This window comes from Lysinibacillus sp. 2017, from assembly GCF_003073375.1.
GTDB lineage: Bacteria > Bacillota > Bacilli > Bacillales_A > Planococcaceae > Solibacillus.
In genome coordinates, this window is record NZ_CP029002.1 from 1,395,413 (window position 1) to 1,413,560 (window position 18,148).

The following is an 18,148-nucleotide window of genomic DNA, read 5'->3' on the forward strand; positions in this document are numbered from 1 at the left end:
CTTCAACCTATAAAAAAAGAACACCACTTATTAAAGTGATGTTCTTAAATTTTAACTTTAATGTGTGACATTAAAGTTAATCATTTACTCTGACAATAAAAAGGAACATTCACTTGTCCTTAATTTTACAGAGTAGGCTAGTGCGTTTCTTTTGTGATCGTAATATTCAACCAACCAAATAATATGGTCATGACTGGGCTTAGTAAACAAAAGAATGCAAACGGTAAATAATCAATTACGCTAACTTGCAGTGCGGACGCAATAAACAAGCCGCAAACACTCCATGGAACAAGTGGATTTATAACGGTACCTGCATCTTCAATAACACGTGATAAATTTTTAGGATGAAGCTGTAAACTTTTAAATTTTTCTTTATACGCTTCACCTGTTAATAGGATCGATAAATATTGTTCACCAATAAATAGATTAATCGCAATTGCTGTAAGCGCGGATCCAGTAATGGCTGTACCGACGGAAGTAAGTAATAATTGAACGGACTGAAGTAGTGTTTGAATGATACCGAGTGCAAATAATAGCCCGCCCATTGAAAGCGATAGCACGATCAAGATAATCGTAAACACCATACTATTCATGCCACCACGAGATAATAAAGAATCAATCGCTTCAACACCTGTATGCATCGTAAATCCGTTGTATAAAATAGTGAAAAGTTCATTTAAAGGAATCAAACGATGGAAGTAAGAAATAACGATTCCACTAATGGCGCTAATCGCTAATGTTGCAAGACTTGGCAACTTGTAAACTGTACAAATAATTAGTAGAACAAGCGGAAGTAATGAATACCAATGAATTAAATTGGTTGATAATAGTATGTCTTTATAATGTGCGATAAGCTGTGTATCAATCGTCTCTGAACTTGGTGATAACACGGCATAGGCAATAAGTGAAATGATAAATGCTGGAATCGTCGTATACATCATATTTTTAATATGTGTAAATAAATCAATCCCGACAACTGATGCGGCTAAGTTTGTCGTATCTGAAAGTGGTGACATTTTATCGCCAAAAAACGCACCAGAAACAATCGCACCGGCAGTAATTACGAGTGAAGCATCAATCGAACTTGCAACTCCTAACATCGCAACCCCGACAGTCGCAACTGTTGTTAACGAACTACCGATAGCTGTTCCGATGATGCTCGTAATAAGGAAAACAATCGCGTAAAAGAAGCTCGCTGAAACAATTGAAAATCCGATATATAAAAGGGTAGGAATCGTTCCACTAATTAACCAGCTACTAATAAGCACACCGATTAACAAAAAGATATAGATGGCACTAATACTCGTGGAAACTGAGCTGATCATACTTTTTTCAAGTTCACGATAAGATACCTTTTTCAATATACCATAAACAATTAATATAAAAATCGAAATCAAAATTGGAATATGTGGCACGCTCTCAAGTTTAATAATGGAATAAGAAATAATGGCAATAATAAAGAGCATCATGAATAGTGCTTCGAATAAATGAGGTTTTAATTGCTGTTTAATAATCATGAAGTAATGACTCCTTGGAAGAAATTTCGCGCTTCAACGCGTCAAAGCACGAAAGTAAGTATAGCATGGACTTATTGAAAAAGGAAGAGCAGGGAAATAATAAAAGGAGCTGTGTACAAAATCAAATTGACTTTGTACACAACCCCTCAAAAAAGGATTATTCAGCTAACATAATTTTTTCTAATTCTAGTGGCTCGATATATGTATCACCTTTATATGCGCGCATATTACCACCGGAAATCTCATCGATTAATAAAATTTCACCTGTTTTCGCATCGCGGCCGAACTCTAATTTAATATCATATAAAGTTAAGCCTTTTTTCGCTAGCTCAGCAGCGACGAATTTTGAAATTTCGATTGTACGCTCTTTTAAAATCGCATATTCTTCGTGTGTTAAAAGATTTAACATCGCTAATGCATCTTCTGAAATAGGCGGATCTAAGCGGTCATCATCTTTAATTGTCACTTCAACGAATGAATCCAGTTCTTGGCCTTCTTCAACATAAGCGCCGTAACGACGTAAAAAGGAACCAACTGCTTTAAAGCGGCAAATTACTTCTAAGCCTTTACCGAATACTGTAGCGGGTTTTACCGTCATTGTAGCATTTTTAAAGTCTGCATCTACATAATGTGTAGGAACATCTAAAGCATTAAGTTTAGAGTAGAAAAATGATGTTAATTTTAAACCAGCTAAGCCAGCACCATCAATTGTTAAGCCAACTGTGTTCGCACCTGGATCGAATACGCCGTTTTCACCTGTAACATCATCTTTGAATTTTAATAAATAAAGTTCATCTTCTAATTTGAAAACATTTTTTGTTTTACCTGTATAAATTAATTTCACGATAAAAAACCTCCAATATTTTTGCTTGATTCATTATATCACGAATAATGTATAGTTAAATACAAAAAATGTTCGTGTTTAAAGAAGGACGTCCGACAACTTATTTTGGAAGGATATTGATTTCAAAGCATAACGATCATTTGTTATACTAAGTAAAATGAGAAGGAGTGGTTTAAATGGAAGAAACTTATAAAAATATTGTCGTAGCCGTAGATTTTTCTGAAAAAGCTAAAATTGCTTTTGAACGAGGCATTCTTATTGCCAAATTAACGGGTGCTACGCTTCATCTAGTAAGTGTAATTGATACGCATTCTTTTGGATCTGTAGAAGCCTATGATTTAAAGTATGCAAAGGAACTAAAGGGAAAAGCAGAACAAAATTTAACGCAGTACAAAGCGGAGGCTGAAACTGCAGGTGTGAAAAAAATCCGAATATTAGTGGAAGAAGGATCACCAAAGGTCATTTTAACAAGTCTTACTGAAGCTGACCTTATTATTGTAGGTGCAACTGGTTTAAACATGGCAGAACGTTTTTTACTTGGCTCTGTTTCTGGAAATGTTGTACGTGCAGCGAAGTGTGATGTACTTGTTGTTCGATAAAAGAAAATGAAGGAGTTGTCCCAAAAGCTAAAAACGTCACGTCCTTGTGACAACTCATTCATGACCAACATCATGTTGGCCTCCATCCTCATAACAAAGGGTCTGTACCGAATGATTTTCCGGACAGACCCTTCTTTACGTTCTTTAGTTTCTTTACGTTATTAGTAAATGCCCTCAACAAGCATCCCATTAGCAACTCGTTTAAATCCTGCGATGTTAGATCCAACGACTAAATTGCCTTCATTGCCATATTTCTTCGCGGCATCTGAGCTTTCTTTATAAATTGATTTCATAATTTCATGTAATTTTGCATCAACTTCTTGGAATGTCCAGTAGTTACGACTAGAGTTTTGTGCCATTTCAAGAGCAGATACAGCAACACCACCAGCATTTGCTGCTTTTGCTGGGCCGAATAATACGCCATTATCAATAAATTCATTGATTGCTTCTAAATTTGAAGGCATATTTGCACCTTCTGCAACTACTTTTACGCCATTTGCGATTAATGTACGCGCTTGGTCACCATTAATTTCGTTTTGTGTCGCACATGGAAGGGCAATGTCACATGGAATTGTCCAGATATCAGAGCATCCTTCTGTATAAGTAGCGTTTGGACGATAGGTTACATATTCTTTAATACGTTTGCCTTGAACTTCTTTAATTTCTTTCACAACCTTTAAATCAATACCTTCTGGATCATAAATATAGCCAGATGAATCTGAACAAGCTACCACTTTTGCGCCGAAATGCTGTGCTTTTTCAATCGCATAAATAGCTACGTTACCTGAACCTGAAACGACTACAGTTTTATTAATAAATGTATCGCTTGCTTCGCGTAACATTTCACTTACGAAGTAAACTAAACCATAGCCAGTTGCCTCTGTACGTGCTAATGAACCACCATAACCAGGCTTTTTACCAGTTAATACGCCTGATTCGTATGCACCACGAATGCGTTTATATTGACCCCAAAGGAAGCCAATTTCACGAGCACCAACACCAATATCACCTGCTGGAACATCGACATCAGGACCTATATAACGGTATAATTCAGTCATAAACGCTTGGCAGAAACGCATAATTTCAGCATCTGATTTTCCTTTCGGATCAAAATCGGAACCACCCTTACCACCGCCAATTGGTTGACCTGTTAATGCGTTTTTGAAAATTTGTTCAAAGGCTAAAAATTTCATAATGGATTCGTTTACAGTTGGGTGGAAACGAAGTCCGCCTTTATAAGGTCCGATTACATTGTTGTATTGGACACGATAACCGCGGTTAACCTGTACTTGGTGATTGTCATCTTGCCAAGCAACACGGAACGAAATGATGCGATCAGGTTCAACGATTCGATCTAAAATGTTGTGTTTAATATATTCCGGATTTTGCTCGAATACCGGAACTAATGAAAGGAAGATTTCTTCCGCCGCTTGTAAGAATTCAGGTTGGTGTGCGTTTTTTGCTGTAAGTTTAGCAAATACACCATCTACGTATTGTTTTGCGTTGTTAACTAATGCTGTTGTTGTCATTTTGTAACCCCCAAATTTTGTTGATGTCTATACATTAGTATGAATTATCAAACAATTCAACCGCGATTTAGGTAACATGAGCTTGTCAAAATGATGTGAGGTTGAGAAAACGCTTTCGATTAGTTATATTAATATAATAAAAATTAAGTATTTATTGAAGGGGATGTTTTTTATTTTACAATTATTAATTGATGCAGATGCTTGTCCAGTTGTTGATTTAGCGCTGTTTGTTTCATCTCGTTATGAGATTATTCCAATCTTGTTCTGCGATACATCACATAGAGTAGAGAGAGAAAATGTAAAAACTATTATTGTTGACAAAGGACCAGATTCGGTCGATTTTAAGCTAGTAAGCATATTGAATAAAGGAGATATCGTCATTACAGGTGATTATGGGTTAGCTGCCATGTGTTTGGCAAAAGGTGGAATTGTTATCACTCACAACGGAAAAGAACTGACGTCTGACAACATCGATCAGCTGTTGGCAATTCGTTATGAAAGTGCGAAGATAAGGAGAGCAGGGGGTCGCACAAAGGGACCTAAAAAACGTACGGAAGAAAACAATTTGGAATTTGAAACGCAATTTCGACAAATTTGTGAACGTGCGATTTTAGTCAGAGGAGGAACTGCAAATGAATGAACATAAAATTGATGTAAATGAATTAACAGCAAACTTTCCGCTAATTGAAAAGTTACAAAATGAACAATATGTGTTTTGGATAAATGATCAATTATCAACTAAAAAGCAAACAATTGCACCCGTAACGATGGAAATGGTACGGAAAGCTGAACAAAAACTGCAACGCTTTTCTTCATATATAATGGCTGCATTTCCTTTAACAAAATTTTCAAAAGGGATTATAGAATCCGATTTAAAAGAAATACCCGCTATGAAAAAATTAATTGAAGGGCGTCGAGGTTTTGACATTCCAGGACAATTAATGCTGAAATGTGATCATGCTTTACCGATTGCGGGTTCCATTAAGGCAAGAGGTGGTATTTATGAAGTGTTATGTTATGCAGAAAAGCTAGCGATGGATGCTGGATTACTTCAACAAACGGATGATTATGCAAAATTACATAGTAACCAATTCCGTCAATTTTTTAATGGCTATAAAATTGCGGTCGGTTCAACAGGAAATTTAGGGTTAAGTATTGGTATTATTAGTGCACAACTAGGTTTTCAAGTAACAGTACACATGTCAGAAGAAGCGAAGCAATGGAAAAAAACGTTGCTACGTGAAAAAGGTGTAGAAGTTATCGAACATAAAACGGATTACACACAAGCTGTTGCGCAAGGTCGTTTAGCTGCAGAGCAAGATGAGCGTTGTCACTTTGTTGATGATGAAAACTCACTAGATCTATTTTTAGGCTATGCGGTGGCAGGCTTACGTTTAGAGCAACAACTAAAGCAATCCAAAATTCATGTAGATGAAGACCATCCACTATTCGTATACCTTCCATGCGGAGTTGGCGGTGGACCTGGTGGGGTTGCCTATAGCTTAAAACAAATTTACGGCGAACATGTGCACATTTTCTTCGGAGAACCATTTGCTTCACCGTGTATGCTTCTTGGGATGATGACGGGTTTGCACGACCAAATTAGTGTATCGGATATTGGCTTATCAAATAAAACTGAAGCGGATGGGTTAGCTGTTGGACGACCATCGCGATTTGTTGGAACTTTAATGGAATCGGTCCTAAGTGGCTGCTATACTGTGGATGACAGCTTTTTGTTTAGAAGCTTAAAAGGAATGTATGAGCAGGAAAATATTTTTATGGAACCGTCTGCTCATGCAGGTGTTTACGGACCCATTGAATTAATGATGCAGGGGACAGCGTATTTACAGCAAAAAGGATTGCAAGATAAAATGGATAAGGCCACGCATATCATTTGGTCAACGGGTGGCGATTTAGTTCCAGAAGAATTGCGCCAACATTATTTACAGACAGAGATATAGAGGGGAAGTAAGAATGTGTTAATTGCTGTAGTCATTGTAGGTTTTTTTATCGCGGGGATGATTGATTTAAAGCTTCGCAAAAAGTATAATATTGAAAAAAATAGTAGGTTTATGGATCAATATGTCGGAAAATGGCATGTATTATTAGAAGTACTTTTATGCTTACTATTTTTAGCATTTGTCACGAAGTATGTATTTGATCAGAAAACGACATCTATCTTGTTATTCTTCTTTATTATGGTGTTATTCGTTATTAGAGGTTTATTAGAATATTTATTTAGAAAAGATAAGAAACGTCACATTATTTCATTTACGTATGTCGGTCTTTGTGCGGTGATTACCATCGCGATTCTTCTGTTTATTCCTCAATAATGGGCAATTAGTGGCCCAATTTTGGTTGATTTAAAAATGAGCAGGGGCGGAAGAATCCCCCGCTTATTAAAGGTTAACTTTAAGTAAAAAAGCTGTTCCCTTCATTTTTTAGAGGGAACAGCTTTTCGTTTGTAAAATATTAATCTTCTTGAACTTCTTCAACTGTAGCTTCTACTTCTGCACGGGACATTTTTACGCGTCCTTCTTTTAGTGCTTGAAGTGTTTTATGAGCCAAAGCAAGTGGAAGACGACAGAATAGTTTGATTGAACGTTTATTAATATCCTTCATATAAAGGTCTGCTTTTGCTAAGTTTTCTTCAGCATAAGCGAATAGCTCAGTGCGTGTCCAACCATCTGGCACGAAGCTAACACCGCGCTCATCCATATCCTCTTGTTCATTGCGTAAAATGTTGACAGCCTGTAAGCCTCGGCCATAGCCAATAGCTAGGTCACGATCTGTCTTAATCCCGGCACTCCATTCCCAAAGCTCAGATAACATTACACCAACAAGACCTGCAACGTAATATGTATAGTCATCTAAATCTTCACGCGTATGCACTTGCCAGTTAGCTAATGCCCATTTGCCCATTCCACCAGCCATTTCACTCGTTGCACGCATAACAATTCCACGTGCACCAGCTGGACAAACTTCAATCCAATCTGCTAAACGCAATGTTACTTCTGGCATTTCATCAAGAACTGGTGCTAAAGCTTCCATATAAGCAGCGTGATCAAATTCAGGGGCAAGTAGTAGTTGTTCTACTTTTAATAGCACATCATGTTTCACTTCGTTTTCGACATCTTCATGATCTTCAATTTCATCAATCGCACGCATTGCTAAATAGGCTGCTGCGACAGTCATTTTTAATTCTTTATCTAAAAATGTAATGGGAATATAAAATGTACGGCTTGTTTCTTTTAAAACACGCATCGTATCTTTTTGTAGGGGTTTATTTGTCATAAGGAAGTGTTCCTCCATTCATTATTGCTTCCTTTCTAATGGTATCGCAAAATGACAAAAAGTGAAAATAAAAGTTCCAATAATCTTTTGAAACGGTATGACAATGCCTAAAATTTAATGGATTTTTTGACAAGCTTCTTTTTTACGAATATTCCCGTGTTTTCTGAGACTTTTTCATATACAATAAGAAGAGGTTTATTTTTATGGGAATATTTGCATCCTTAAAAGTTGCATAAAGACATTTAGTCGGTAACGAAAATAGTAGGTGAAAATTTTGGGACGAAGAAAAACATATATTAGTGTCGATGTGGAAGCGGCATTGATTCGTGGAAAACAGTATATTATTGAAATTGGAGCAGTGAAATGGTTGCCGGATGGTACGACAGAAACCTTCACTCAATTAATTCAACCTTATAAATTTAAAAAGTTGAATGTGCATATTCAACAGTTAACAGGCATTACGACTGAGCAATTAATCGATGCACCGTCATTTAAAGAAGCTTTTTATAAATTTAAGCGCTGGTGCAAGCAAGATTATATATTTTTAACATTTGGCGAATTCGACCGAAAAGTGCTAGAGGAAGAATTAACTCGTAATTATCTTAATAAGGATTGCTTATATCCAATCGTAGACTTCCAACAAAAATACATGATTGCTAATGCGATGAAAGAGCAACCAAGTCTGGGCGGTTTAATGCAACATCTTGGTTTAGAAGTTGAAACGCAACATCGTGCATTAGCAGATGCGTTTAGTTTACTTCGTATATTCCAAGAGGTAGATGGAGAAAAGTTAATCGAGCAGCAGCAAACGAACGAATTTATCTTATTATTAACGAATTTTAAAATGCTAGAATCTACGTATGAGCTTATTATTTCTACTACAACTTGTAAGGTACTCAATAATCAAGTACATATAGAAGAAATGAAAACTTTCCGTGATGAATTACCATTTACCATTCAAAGTGAAGAACGAATGACAAGTGATGGGGATATAAGAATCACGGAATATATTAAAATTAAGCCGAATGATGTGGCGAAAGAATTTTTACAACAAGCCGCACTGTCTGCACCAGGGAAAATTTTAGTGTCTCGCTCAGCATTACGTTCTATGTCAAAAATTTTGAAATTACATCATGTGGCCTTACCTAAAACAGAAGTAATGACATTAACCAATTTATTGAAAAAAGAAGAATTAATCGCAAAATTCAATTTGGCTGATGAGTCGACACATGCATATGAAGCAAAAATTTTACGCTTAGTACGAAAATTCGAAGCGGCATTTGTTGAAGAATTTCATAAACGCGCCCTATTACAAGAAGAAACTGTTCAAGTATAATAGAAAATCTTTTGGGGAAATTTATACTTTATTGCAGATATTCATTACGTTAAAATAGATTAGTAGCAGATAAGTGGTAAAGATTAAAGGAGAAAAATGTATGTCAACATGGATTGGAATTGATACAGGGGGAACGTTGACAAAGCTTGCGTATTTTAATGAGCAGCAGGTGCTTACATTAGCTGTTTTTCCATCTTCAGAAATGCAGTTGGTAAAAGTATGGTTAGAAGAACATCCTCAAGTAGAAGAAATCGGCTTAACAGGTGGACGAACAGAGCAGTTACGTGATGTTTTAAAAACGATGAAGTCGATAGAATATATCGTAGAATTTGAAGCGACATTAAAAGGTGTGCGGTATTTATTGGAAGAAGAAGGGCACACAATCGATCAAAGCATCATTACGAATATTGGAACAGGTACATCAATCCATTATATGGATGGCAATACGCATGAACGAGTTGGCGGTACTGGTATAGGTGGAGGAACATTAATCGGTCTTTCTGCCATTATGACAGGTATTTCGGACTTTGATGTGATCAAAGCAAATGCTTCTAAAGGCAATCGTGAAGGTATCGATCTGTTAGTGAAAGATATTTATCGAGGCATGGATACACCGATAGACGGAAATTTGACTGCAAGTAACTTTGGTAAAGTTGGGATTACAGATAAACAAGAATTTGCACAAAATGATGTGCTTGCTACAACGCAAGGCTTAGTCGGTGAAGTAATTACGACATTAAGTATTCAATTAGCCGAACAACATAATGCAGATTATATTGTCTATATTGGCTCGACATTAACAGATAACGAGCAGTTGAAAAAGGTCATTAATAATTACACAATTTTGAAGAAACATAAACCCATATTCTTAAAAGACTCCGGTTTCTCAGGCGCTGTAGGGGCGTTGTTAAATATTATGGAGCAAAATGAAAAATAATATGGAGCACTTAAGCTGGACAACCGGTTTAAGTGTTTTTTTATTGTTAAGGAAATTATAGATGCATCGAATCCTTTTCGACCCCACTCTTACAAAAGTGTGCGTTTACTTTTTTGTCGGGTCCTCCAAAACTTGTCGGGGCTTAACAGGCGCTTTAGCGCTTTTGTTTATTGCGTAAAAATAAATTCCCCTTTACAACGATGCGGGACAGGCGTAGAATAAAAAAGAAATTTATTTAACTAGGTAAATAAAATTAGGAGCGAATGTTATGAACCCGTTATTTCACATTTTATTTCAACAAAACCGATATTTAGTTAATCAACTAAATGATGTATTAAAGAATCATGGATTATTTAACTCGCAATGGACCATTCTTTTTTTACTGCACGAAAATGGTCCGATGTCATTAACATCGATATGGAAATATTTGAATGTAGAGGCACCGACGATTACAAGAACAGTTTCTCGCTTAGAGGTATTAGGTTGGGTTGAACGGCAGCAAGGAATTGATAAGCGTGAAAAGATTATCACACTAACTCCCTATGCAAACGAGCAGTTTCCAACAGTGGAAGCATCTGTTTTAGCGTTTGAGCAGCAAATGATTCAGAATTTGAATAACGAAGATCAACAGCTCTTAATTCATTTATTGAAAAAAATGAAGGGTTGATTTGATGGAACAACAAAATAAAATATTTACAAAGCGTTTTATAAGTTTATTTTTCACGAATATGGCTGTGTTCTTTGTATTTTATGGCTTAGTGACAACATTACCGCTTTATGCAATAGGTGAACTTGGACGCTCAGATGATGAATCAGGCTTACTAGTTACAATGTTTTTACTTTCAGCCATTATTATGCGACCATTCAGTGGGAAATTATTAGATTTATACGGTAAGAAAAGATTATTAATCATCAGTATAGTATTTTATTTACTATGTACGATTTTATATTTATTCTTTAAACCGTTTGCGATTTTACTCGTATTACGCTTTTTCCAAGGGATTTGGTTTAGTATTGCTACAACAGCATCGGGTTCTTTAGCTGCTGATATCGTACCTGCTAATCGTAAAGGGACTGGACTGGGTTATTTTACTATGTCTACAAATTTAGCTGTTGTAATGGGTCCGTTTATCGGTTTACTTGTTATTCAATATGCAAGCTTTAATGCATTATTTATCGTACTGTCAGCCGTTGTTTTAATAGGTGGGCTATTCGCTTTATCTGTTAATACAAATGATTTACCGCAGCCAGAAACGACGAATCGTAACTTTAAGTTTTCATTTGACGATTTATTTGAACGAAAAGCCATACCGATTGCTTTGTTAGCTTGTTTAATCGCATTTTCCTATTCAAGTGTGCTTTCTTTCTTATCGTTATATGCCGAACAAAAGGATTTGTTAAGTGTAGCGAGTTATTTTTATGCCGTATTTGCAGTGGCGATGATTAGTATTCGCCCGTTGACAGGTAAAATCTATGATACAATAGGACCTAAATTTATTATTATTCCATCGTTTTTCTTGTTTGCAATTGGCTTAATCATGTTGGCAAGTGCAAACGGAATGTGGTTGTTTTTAGTGTCAGCTATTTTCATCGGCGCGGGTTACGGGACACTTACGACAAGTTTCCAATCATTATGTATTCAAGCAGCATCTCCAAAACGAAGTGGTTATGCAACTGCGACCTATTTTACCTTATTTGATATTGGTATAGCTTTAGGATCGTATCTTCTAGGAATTATCGCGGTAAAATTGAGCTATGAATCTGTCTATATGATTTCAGCTCTTATATTAGCGGGTGTATTTATCCTTTATATGGTATTCTTTGCAAGAAAACGATCAAATTAAGCATAAAAAGCGATTCATTTACCAAAATTTTTGGTAGATGAATCGTTTTCATTATTCAGCGTGGTTATTTTTTAAAATGGCTGCACGTGCGAGGGCATCTGCTGCTTTGTTTTCTTTATCAGGAATCCATTTTATAAAGAATAACTCGAATTCCTCTATTAACTGTTGAGCATGCTGTAAATAGGGTTTGAATTCTTCATTTTTCACGTAATTTTTTTCAATCGAGCTAACGACTATTTTGGAGTCTGAGCGAACGGAGATGAAAGTTGAACCCGTTTTTTTCGCTTCTTCTAACCCGCGAACAAGTGCAATGAATTCAGCTTGATGGTTATTGGTAAGGCCGATTGGTTCGCTTATTTTTAGATGAACGCCTTCTCCTTTTAAAAACAGTCCAATACCACTAGGACCGGGATTACCTGCACTTGCACCGTCAATGTATATTTCTAACATGTATTTGCTCCTTTACAAGGTCATATTATTAGTATAACAAACAAGACAATAGTTGGAGAAAATAAAGAAATAGAGTACAATAAAAAATGCATGAAAGGAGGCACAGATGATGAATAAAGTTGATGTTATGAAAGATATTGATGAATTAACGGATACGTACTGTACAGATTGCCTTGTCATTCGTGACCTTCGAAAAACAAGAGGGAAGCAAGGGGCACATCGCTTTTGTATAGAACAATGCACTGTAGGAGAACAACTTCAGTTTTTAGGTCAAGAAATGATGAAAGTTTATGAAAAACTATAATGTAATCCCAATATATTACTCTTGACTAATAATACTTTTTTGATGCACTTATTAAGTATTTGTTTTTGTCTTCCAACGGATTATCCGTTGGAGATTTCTTCTTTCTAAATCCTTTTATCCTAAGGTAAAAAGACTCCTTGAAAACATACTGCCATTTTGTTTTCAAGGAGTCTTTTGTTATGTTAAAAAAGCTGTTGTCCGTTAGATGTATCTAACAGGCAACAGCTTTTTAGTGTTTAGTTTTTTTCTTGATAGAAAGCAGTTAATTCTTGATGATATTTGTTTAATGATGAAGAGGATACGCCGAAGCTATCCGCGATATCTTTCACCGTAAATTTTTGACCTAATAAATCATTGTCTTGACCGAAGCGTATTGCACCAGCAGCGATTGCACCAGCTTTACGAGCAGACGGTTGTTTTTCAATTAAATAATCTTCAACAATCGCAATGAAGTTTTCATTATCAATTGCTTTTGTTTGCATAAACGCTTTTAATTGTTCAACAACTTCTTGTTCGAATGGTGTGAATTCTTCACCTTTATATCCATTTTCCACTAAACCTTCCCATAATAATAGGTGGTTTTCTTTTGTGAATTTTTCTAAAGATAAGCCACTTGCTTTATAAGCAGTAGTAAATTCTTCAAATGAAATTGCATGTTCTTTGTGGAAGAAAATTAGTGTAGATACCGCTAACACATGATTTGCTTTTTGAGAGCCATCTGGTAAAAGGAATGCAAATACGCGCATACCTAATGGAATCGGTTTTGGACTTTCACGTTGAATGTTATAAGCTTGTCCATCCAATGCTGAAATCGCGGTGAAGTATTCGTTTTCAACGGATTCAACTGTACCGATAAAGAATATTGGTTTTTCCCAAGTTTTTAAAAGCTCGATCATCGATGGGCGAACCATTTTCTTCGACATTTTTGCTAAGAAATTTGTCCAAATTTCTGGGCGCTTATGGAAGAAAAATTCATCTAATGCAACTGCTTCTACTAATTCCTTTTGTAATTTTGATTCTAGTTTTGGTGCCCATGCTTGTACTAATTCGATAAACTCACGAATGTCTTTTCTTTCAGGATAATTACTGTAGAAAGTTTGTAGTACATTTTCAATTTCTTCATGGAACACTGTTAAAGTCGTTGTTTGGTCTTTACCTTCACAACACTTCTTATATTTTTTTCCGCTACCACATGGGCATAGGTCATTACGTCCAACCATTGTAACACTTCCTTTAATACAACTTGATAAATACTTGTCGTGCAAGTATTGCTATACTTTATAATAACGTCAGAATGTTATTATGAAAACTAATTATCTTTTTCGAACTATCTGAAAATAGTTTTGTTTTATAGTATATGAAATGAAAGATAGTTTTAGAATGTAAATTTAAATTATGTAATGAAAAAAGACATAGCCAAAAGATAGCTATGTCTTCTTAAATTAATGTGATGAAACTTTGGATTGTAATGCTGCAGGTGCTTTTTTAGTAGATTTAAATTGCTCGATCTGTGCAACAAAATTTCCAATTAAAATAAATGCACCACCGAATAATAGTTGTATGGTAAGGACTTCTCCTAAGAACATCATTGCGAAAAGCGCTGCAAAAATCGGTTCAAGTGAGAAAATTAATCCTGTATGTGTAGGAGAAGTATATTGTTGTACAACAGCCTGTGCAATGAAGCAAAATGCAGTACAAATAATTCCTAATCCCAAAACAGCGCCCCAGCCTAAAGAGTTAGTTGGGATCTGTGGTGTTTCAAAAATTAGTGTTAATAAGGCACCTAGAACACCTGCAAAACCTAACTGATATACACCATAAGAAATCGATTCAACATTTTTGGTAAACTTACTATTTAAAATCAAGTAGATAGAATAACATACAGCTGCAATCGCAATTAAAATATCCCCTGTTTGGAAAGCTAATGATTCTTTCAATGTCAGCACTGTAATACCAATCATCGTACAGAAAATTGCAAAACTCACAGCACGTGAAGGCAATCGTCTTTCAAGGAAACTTGTGAAAATTGGTACTAAAACCACTGTTAAACTTAAGATAAAGCCCGCATTACCTGCAGAGGTAGTTTTTAAACCAAATAATGAAAGGGCAAAAACTGCGAATAATAGTGCACCCTGTATAGCTGCGTATGCAATTGTTTTTTTAGAAACACGTAACATCTTCGGTAAAAAGATTAACCCCGCAATAACAAAGGCGATTAAGCATCGTAATGCAACAACATTATAGGCTTCTAAAACTTCTAAACCCATGACCATAAATGTATAAGAAAGCCCCCAAAACATTGTAACAATAACCATTAATAAATTTGCTTTTCCTTGTAAACTCAAAGATGTCACCACATTCCTCAAAAATTGATTTCCTATAACAGTAGTATTATTTATGTATCGTTTCAGTAATGCTGTTATTTTAGGAGGCATCCTCCTAATGTATTTTCTGTTATAAAACAATATAAACTGTACATTGTGATTAGTAAAACGAATGTTTATAATGGTTAGTATGAAAAAAATTCATGTTTAGATTTACAATTTGAGGTGAATTATATTGAGTTTAGTTAAATACGAAATTTTAAGTAAAGTGGCGGAAGTACAAAGTTTTACAAAAGCGGCTCAAATACTGGGGTTAACACAATCTGCAGTTAGTCACGCAATTTCAAGTATGGAAAAGGAATTTGGTTTTAATCTTATTCATCGCAATCGAACAGGTGTCACATTAACTGAGGATGGCCATACAATGCTCATTGAAATGCGCAAGGTATTATTTGCAGAAGAGCATTTACGACAACAAGCAGCAAAAATTTTAGGGGTTGCCAAAGGGACAGTGCGAATTGGTTTAATTTCTACAATCTCAACGCATTGGATGCCAGAAATTATTCATATGATGGATTCACAATACCCAGGCATTCATGTCGAGCTCCATGAAGGCGATTATTATGAAATTGAACAATGGTTATTGAATGGAGAAGTGGATTGCGGTTTTTTAAATCAGACAAGTTCCAAACAGTTTGACTTTATACCACTAAAACGGGATCCATTGTTATGTATTGTATCATCACAAAGTTCACTATATCATAAGGATGAAATCGATCTTTTCGATATAAAAGATTTGCCGTTTATTTTACTTTCTTATAAAGGAACAAATGATGTCATCATAGCATTTGAAAAACATAATTTACGTCCGAATATTCGTTTTCAATTGTATGATGAAAAAGGAATAATTTCGATGGTTAAACATGATATCGGTATTAGCATTTTACCAGAGCTTGCCGTCTCAGAGTTACCTGGAAATTTAAAGGCATTACCATTAAAACAAGAAAGCTTCCGTACAATTGGTCTTTCAACAAAACAAAAATTATCGCCAGCAGCACAAAAATTCGTGGAAATATTAAAACAATGGTTAGGTGTGGCAGAGTAATAATTAGTTAAGGGGTTTTTAAAATGTTAAAAGGTAAAACAATCGTTATCACAAGTGGAGGTACATTTGAAAAATGGGATAATGTGCGCGGACATACGAACTTATCGAAAGGAACGATGGGCTGCTATTTGGCTGAGGCTGCTTTAGAAAAAGGAGCAAATGTCATATACATGCACGGCTATTTCGCGCAATTACCAGAACACAAAGAAAACATGCAATTAGTGCGATTTGAAGGGATTGAAGATTTAGGGGAGCGATTAAAAGTAATTGTTCAAAATAAAAAAGTCGATTATTGCATTATGGCAGTTGCCGGCTCAGACTGGCTAGTTGACAAAGTATTTGATCAAGCTGGCAATGAGCTAACAGAAAAAGGGAAAATGCCATCTGATGAACCACCAATCATCCATTTTAAAAAAGCACCGAAAATATTAGCGCAAATTAAAAATTGGAACCCGAATTTAACTTTAGTTGGTTTTAAATTAGAAGCGACGGAAGATGAACAATATTTAATCGACCGTGCGACATTACGTATGAAAGCAGCACAAGCAGATTTCATGGTAGCCAATAGCTCGAAATCTTTATATGGCGCAATGGAACCGCATTATATTGTTTCAAATACCGGTGAAATTGTAAAAGTTGATGGTAAACAAGCAGCTGCTACGGCATTAATTGATATATTTCAATAATTGTTCGCATCAAATAGACTGTGCTGAAATTCAATGTGATGATATAATTTGAATATTCTTTCTATATAAAAGGAGCGTTTTAAATGTCATTACAAAGAGTACTTCAGCATTTTGAACAATTTGGTCGAGAAAAAGATGTATTACAATATGAACGTAGCAGTGCAACGGTTGCAGAAGCAGCAGCGGTGTTAAATGTCATACCTGCACGAATTGCGAAAACGTTATCGTTTCAAGGAAAAGAGCAAGCATTTTTAGTGGTAGCTGCGGGTGATGCGAAAATTGATAATGCAAAGTTCAAACAACAATTTGATGTAAAGGCGAAAATGCTTGATGCACAATACGTTTTAGAACAAACGGGTCATCCAGTGGGCGGTGTTTGTCCTTTTGGCTTAGAAAACGATTTACCCATTTACTTAGATGAGTCATTAAAGCGATTTGATACCATTTTTCCCGCTTGCGGCAGTGCCAACTCTGCGATTGAATTAACGTGTAAGGAACTTGAACAATTTTCAAATGCTAAACAATGGGTAGATGTTTGTAAAGCATGGAATGAAGGGGAGAGCGAACATGTATCAGTTTGATCATCTTGTCCATTTTGTCGATCAACCAGAACACACACTGGAACAGCTAAAAAAAGAGGGGTTACATGTTGTAAACGGTGGACAGCATGAAGACTGGGGAACTTACAATGCACTGAGTTATTTTGATTTGAGTTACATCGAGCTTATAGGGATTTTTGACGAAGACTTATTTCAACAAGCAGCGAATAAAAAATACACATTGCATGAAAGCTACCAAAAAGTGAATCGAAAAAACGGTTTCACACGTTTTGCCATTCGTACGACAACGATTGAAGAAGATGCACAAAAATTTAGTGAAGCAGGCTTTGACGTTGTTGGTCCAACCTCTTGTTTTAGAACGCGTGAAGACGGTTCTACTGTAAGCTGGAAATTACTACATATCGGTTATCCGAATACGAAAATAGATTTTCCATTTTTTATTCAGTGGGAGCTGGATGATGATTTAAGACGTGAAGAAAATACAAATCGCGGGATTATAGCGCCACATCCTTTAGGTGATGTAACAATTGATTCGATTCATTTCGTTGTACCAAATTTTAAACAGGTAGAACAATTCGCTAAACTTTGTGAAGCACAAGTCGAAATGAAAGTAGACTCGGAAACGAATTCTGAAATTGCATCAATCATCTTACCAAATGCTCGTCTCAAATTTTATCGTCCTTTAGGCGAAGGACCAGTTTGGGATGACATGTTAGAACATGGCTACAGCATTCGGAAAATTGTACTATCAGGTGGCAACGAGCAAAAAGGAATTAACTGCGATGGGGGATTTTATGAAGTGACAACAAAATAAATTTA

20 protein-coding genes are annotated in these 18,148 nt (G+C 35.8%); 13 read left to right on the forward strand and 7 right to left on the reverse strand.

Going from position 1 to position 18,148, the window contains the following annotated elements:
* Window positions 1-137: 137 nt before the first annotated feature.
* Together nhaC and DCE79_RS06410 are read right to left on the reverse strand one after the other, a co-directional pair.
* The gene (gene nhaC, locus DCE79_RS06405) at window positions 138-1,517 is read right to left on the reverse strand and encodes a Na+/H+ antiporter NhaC (RefSeq protein ID WP_108712281.1); all 1,380 of its coding nucleotides are present in this window, start codon (window positions 1,515-1,517) and stop codon (window positions 138-140) included.
* 157 nt (window positions 1,518-1,674) lie between these two features.
* The gene (locus tag DCE79_RS06410; RefSeq protein ID WP_108712282.1) at window positions 1,675-2,361 is read right to left on the reverse strand and encodes a phosphoribosylaminoimidazolesuccinocarboxamide synthase; all 687 of its coding nucleotides are present in this window, start codon (window positions 2,359-2,361) and stop codon (window positions 1,675-1,677) included.
* Window positions 2,362-2,537: 176 nt separating this feature from the next.
* Between DCE79_RS06410 and DCE79_RS06415 the strand changes: the two genes are divergently transcribed.
* Complete coding sequence (locus tag DCE79_RS06415; protein ID WP_108712283.1) at window positions 2,538-2,960, forward strand: universal stress protein; 423 nt, start codon at window positions 2,538-2,540, stop codon at window positions 2,958-2,960.
* Window positions 2,961-3,121: 161 nt separating this feature from the next.
* Here the strand turns inward: DCE79_RS06415 and gdhA are convergent, their stop codons facing one another.
* Entirely contained in the window at window positions 3,122-4,489 is a 1,368-nt protein-coding gene (gdhA, locus tag DCE79_RS06420) for an NADP-specific glutamate dehydrogenase (protein WP_108712284.1), read from the reverse strand.
* Between the two features lie 163 nt (window positions 4,490-4,652).
* Between gdhA and DCE79_RS06425 the strand changes: the two genes are divergently transcribed.
* Genes DCE79_RS06425 through DCE79_RS06435 form a run of 3 tightly spaced genes read left to right on the forward strand, consistent with a single transcriptional unit; the run spans window position 4,653 to window position 6,822 of the window.
* Window positions 4,653-5,129, forward strand: a complete 477-nt coding sequence (locus DCE79_RS06425; RefSeq protein ID WP_108712285.1) for a YaiI/YqxD family protein — start codon at window positions 4,653-4,655, stop codon at window positions 5,127-5,129.
* Window positions 5,122-6,450 (forward strand): D-serine ammonia-lyase, encoded by a 1,329-nt coding sequence (locus DCE79_RS06430; RefSeq protein WP_108712286.1) that lies wholly within the window; start codon window positions 5,122-5,124, stop codon window positions 6,448-6,450. Before DCE79_RS06425 ends, DCE79_RS06430 begins: the two co-directional genes overlap by 8 nt.
* Before the next feature lie 15 nt (window positions 6,451-6,465).
* Window positions 6,466-6,822 carry a DUF4181 domain-containing protein gene (locus DCE79_RS06435; protein ID WP_108712287.1) on the forward strand — a complete coding sequence of 119 codons (357 nt, stop codon included), beginning with the start codon at window positions 6,466-6,468 and terminating at the stop codon, window positions 6,820-6,822.
* A 139-nt stretch (window positions 6,823-6,961) separates the two neighbouring features.
* Here DCE79_RS06435 and DCE79_RS06440 read toward each other — a convergent pair whose 3' ends face one another.
* Complete coding sequence (locus DCE79_RS06440) at window positions 6,962-7,783, reverse strand: squalene/phytoene synthase family protein (protein WP_108712288.1); 822 nt, start codon at window positions 7,781-7,783, stop codon at window positions 6,962-6,964.
* A 265-nt stretch (window positions 7,784-8,048) separates the two neighbouring features.
* Here DCE79_RS06440 and DCE79_RS06445 point away from each other — a divergent pair, with 265 nt between their 5' ends.
* The 4 genes from DCE79_RS06445 to DCE79_RS06460 all read left to right on the forward strand — a co-directional run bounded on the left by DCE79_RS06445 (window position 8,049) and on the right by DCE79_RS06460 (window position 11,900).
* The gene (locus tag DCE79_RS06445) at window positions 8,049-9,119 is read left to right on the forward strand and encodes a 3'-5' exonuclease (RefSeq protein WP_234417348.1); all 1,071 of its coding nucleotides are present in this window, start codon (window positions 8,049-8,051) and stop codon (window positions 9,117-9,119) included.
* Window positions 9,120-9,219: 100 nt separating this feature from the next.
* Window positions 9,220-10,056 carry a type II pantothenate kinase gene (gene coaW, locus DCE79_RS06450; RefSeq protein ID WP_108712290.1) on the forward strand — a complete coding sequence of 279 codons (837 nt, stop codon included), beginning with the start codon at window positions 9,220-9,222 and terminating at the stop codon, window positions 10,054-10,056.
* A gap of 268 nt (window positions 10,057-10,324) precedes the next feature.
* Window positions 10,325-10,723 (forward strand): MarR family winged helix-turn-helix transcriptional regulator, encoded by a 399-nt coding sequence (locus DCE79_RS06455; RefSeq protein ID WP_108712291.1) that lies wholly within the window; start codon window positions 10,325-10,327, stop codon window positions 10,721-10,723.
* A 4-nt stretch (window positions 10,724-10,727) separates the two neighbouring features.
* Entirely contained in the window at window positions 10,728-11,900 is a 1,173-nt protein-coding gene (locus DCE79_RS06460; RefSeq protein ID WP_108712292.1) for an MFS transporter, read from the forward strand.
* Window positions 11,901-11,951: 51 nt separating this feature from the next.
* Here DCE79_RS06460 and DCE79_RS06465 read toward each other — a convergent pair whose 3' ends face one another.
* On the reverse strand, window positions 11,952-12,350 hold the full coding sequence (locus DCE79_RS06465; protein ID WP_108712293.1) for a ribonuclease HI family protein: 399 nt from the start codon (window positions 12,348-12,350) through the stop codon (window positions 11,952-11,954).
* A 109-nt stretch (window positions 12,351-12,459) separates the two neighbouring features.
* On the opposite strand from DCE79_RS06465, the gene DCE79_RS06470 reads away from it, so the two are divergent.
* Entirely contained in the window at window positions 12,460-12,654 is a 195-nt protein-coding gene (locus tag DCE79_RS06470; protein WP_108712294.1) for a zinc-finger domain-containing protein, read from the forward strand.
* 236 nt (window positions 12,655-12,890) lie between these two features.
* On the opposite strand, the gene DCE79_RS06475 is transcribed toward DCE79_RS06470, so the two are convergent.
* Entirely contained in the window at window positions 12,891-13,874 is a 984-nt protein-coding gene (locus tag DCE79_RS06475) for a YecA family protein (RefSeq protein WP_108712295.1), read from the reverse strand.
* Between the two features lie 222 nt (window positions 13,875-14,096).
* Window positions 14,097-14,999: a DMT family transporter gene (locus DCE79_RS06480; RefSeq protein WP_108712296.1), complete on the reverse strand. Its 903-nt coding sequence runs from the start codon at window positions 14,997-14,999 to the stop codon at window positions 14,097-14,099.
* Window positions 15,000-15,213: 214 nt separating this feature from the next.
* On the opposite strand from DCE79_RS06480, the gene DCE79_RS06485 reads away from it, so the two are divergent.
* The 4 genes from DCE79_RS06485 (at window position 15,214) to DCE79_RS06500 (ending at window position 18,143) form a co-directional block, all read left to right on the forward strand.
* A complete protein-coding gene (locus DCE79_RS06485; RefSeq protein ID WP_108712297.1) occupies window positions 15,214-16,083 on the forward strand; it encodes a LysR family transcriptional regulator in 870 nt (289 codons plus the stop codon).
* 23 nt (window positions 16,084-16,106) lie between these two features.
* On the forward strand, window positions 16,107-16,769 hold the full coding sequence (locus DCE79_RS06490) for a phosphopantothenoylcysteine decarboxylase domain-containing protein (RefSeq protein WP_108712298.1): 663 nt from the start codon (window positions 16,107-16,109) through the stop codon (window positions 16,767-16,769).
* 83 nt (window positions 16,770-16,852) lie between these two features.
* Window positions 16,853-17,350, forward strand: coding sequence for a YbaK/EbsC family protein (locus tag DCE79_RS06495; protein WP_108712299.1), 498 nt, complete (start codon window positions 16,853-16,855; stop codon window positions 17,348-17,350).
* Entirely contained in the window at window positions 17,337-18,143 is an 807-nt protein-coding gene (locus DCE79_RS06500; RefSeq protein ID WP_108712300.1) for a VOC family protein, read from the forward strand. Before DCE79_RS06495 ends, DCE79_RS06500 begins: the two co-directional genes overlap by 14 nt.
* Window positions 18,144-18,148 lie beyond the last annotated feature (5 nt).

Coding starts and splice junctions, on each gene's coding strand:
- DCE79_RS06455 (WP_108712291.1), top strand. CDS start 10,325: ATGAACCCGTTATTTCACATTTTATTTCAACAAAACCGATATTTAGTT.
- DCE79_RS06470 (WP_108712294.1), top strand. CDS start 12,460: ATGAATAAAGTTGATGTTATGAAAGATATTGATGAATTAACGGATACG.
- DCE79_RS06490 (WP_108712298.1), top strand. CDS start 16,107: ATGTTAAAAGGTAAAACAATCGTTATCACAAGTGGAGGTACATTTGAA.
- DCE79_RS06415 (WP_108712283.1), top strand. CDS start 2,538: ATGGAAGAAACTTATAAAAATATTGTCGTAGCCGTAGATTTTTCTGAA.
- DCE79_RS06475 (WP_108712295.1), bottom strand. CDS start 13,874: ATGGTTGGACGTAATGACCTATGCCCATGTGGTAGCGGAAAAAAATAT.
- DCE79_RS06500 (WP_108712300.1), top strand. CDS start 17,337: ATGTATCAGTTTGATCATCTTGTCCATTTTGTCGATCAACCAGAACAC.
- coaW (WP_108712290.1), top strand. CDS start 9,220: ATGTCAACATGGATTGGAATTGATACAGGGGGAACGTTGACAAAGCTT.
- DCE79_RS06495 (WP_108712299.1), top strand. CDS start 16,853: ATGTCATTACAAAGAGTACTTCAGCATTTTGAACAATTTGGTCGAGAA.
- nhaC (WP_108712281.1), bottom strand. CDS start 1,517: ATGATTATTAAACAGCAATTAAAACCTCATTTATTCGAAGCACTATTC.
- DCE79_RS06440 (WP_108712288.1), bottom strand. CDS start 7,783: ATGACAAATAAACCCCTACAAAAAGATACGATGCGTGTTTTAAAAGAA.
- DCE79_RS06430 (WP_108712286.1), top strand. CDS start 5,122: ATGAATGAACATAAAATTGATGTAAATGAATTAACAGCAAACTTTCCG.
- gdhA (WP_108712284.1), bottom strand. CDS start 4,489: ATGACAACAACAGCATTAGTTAACAACGCAAAACAATACGTAGATGGT.
- DCE79_RS06465 (WP_108712293.1), bottom strand. CDS start 12,350: ATGTTAGAAATATACATTGACGGTGCAAGTGCAGGTAATCCCGGTCCT.
- DCE79_RS06425 (WP_108712285.1), top strand. CDS start 4,653: ATGTTTTTTATTTTACAATTATTAATTGATGCAGATGCTTGTCCAGTT.
- DCE79_RS06460 (WP_108712292.1), top strand. CDS start 10,728: ATGGAACAACAAAATAAAATATTTACAAAGCGTTTTATAAGTTTATTT.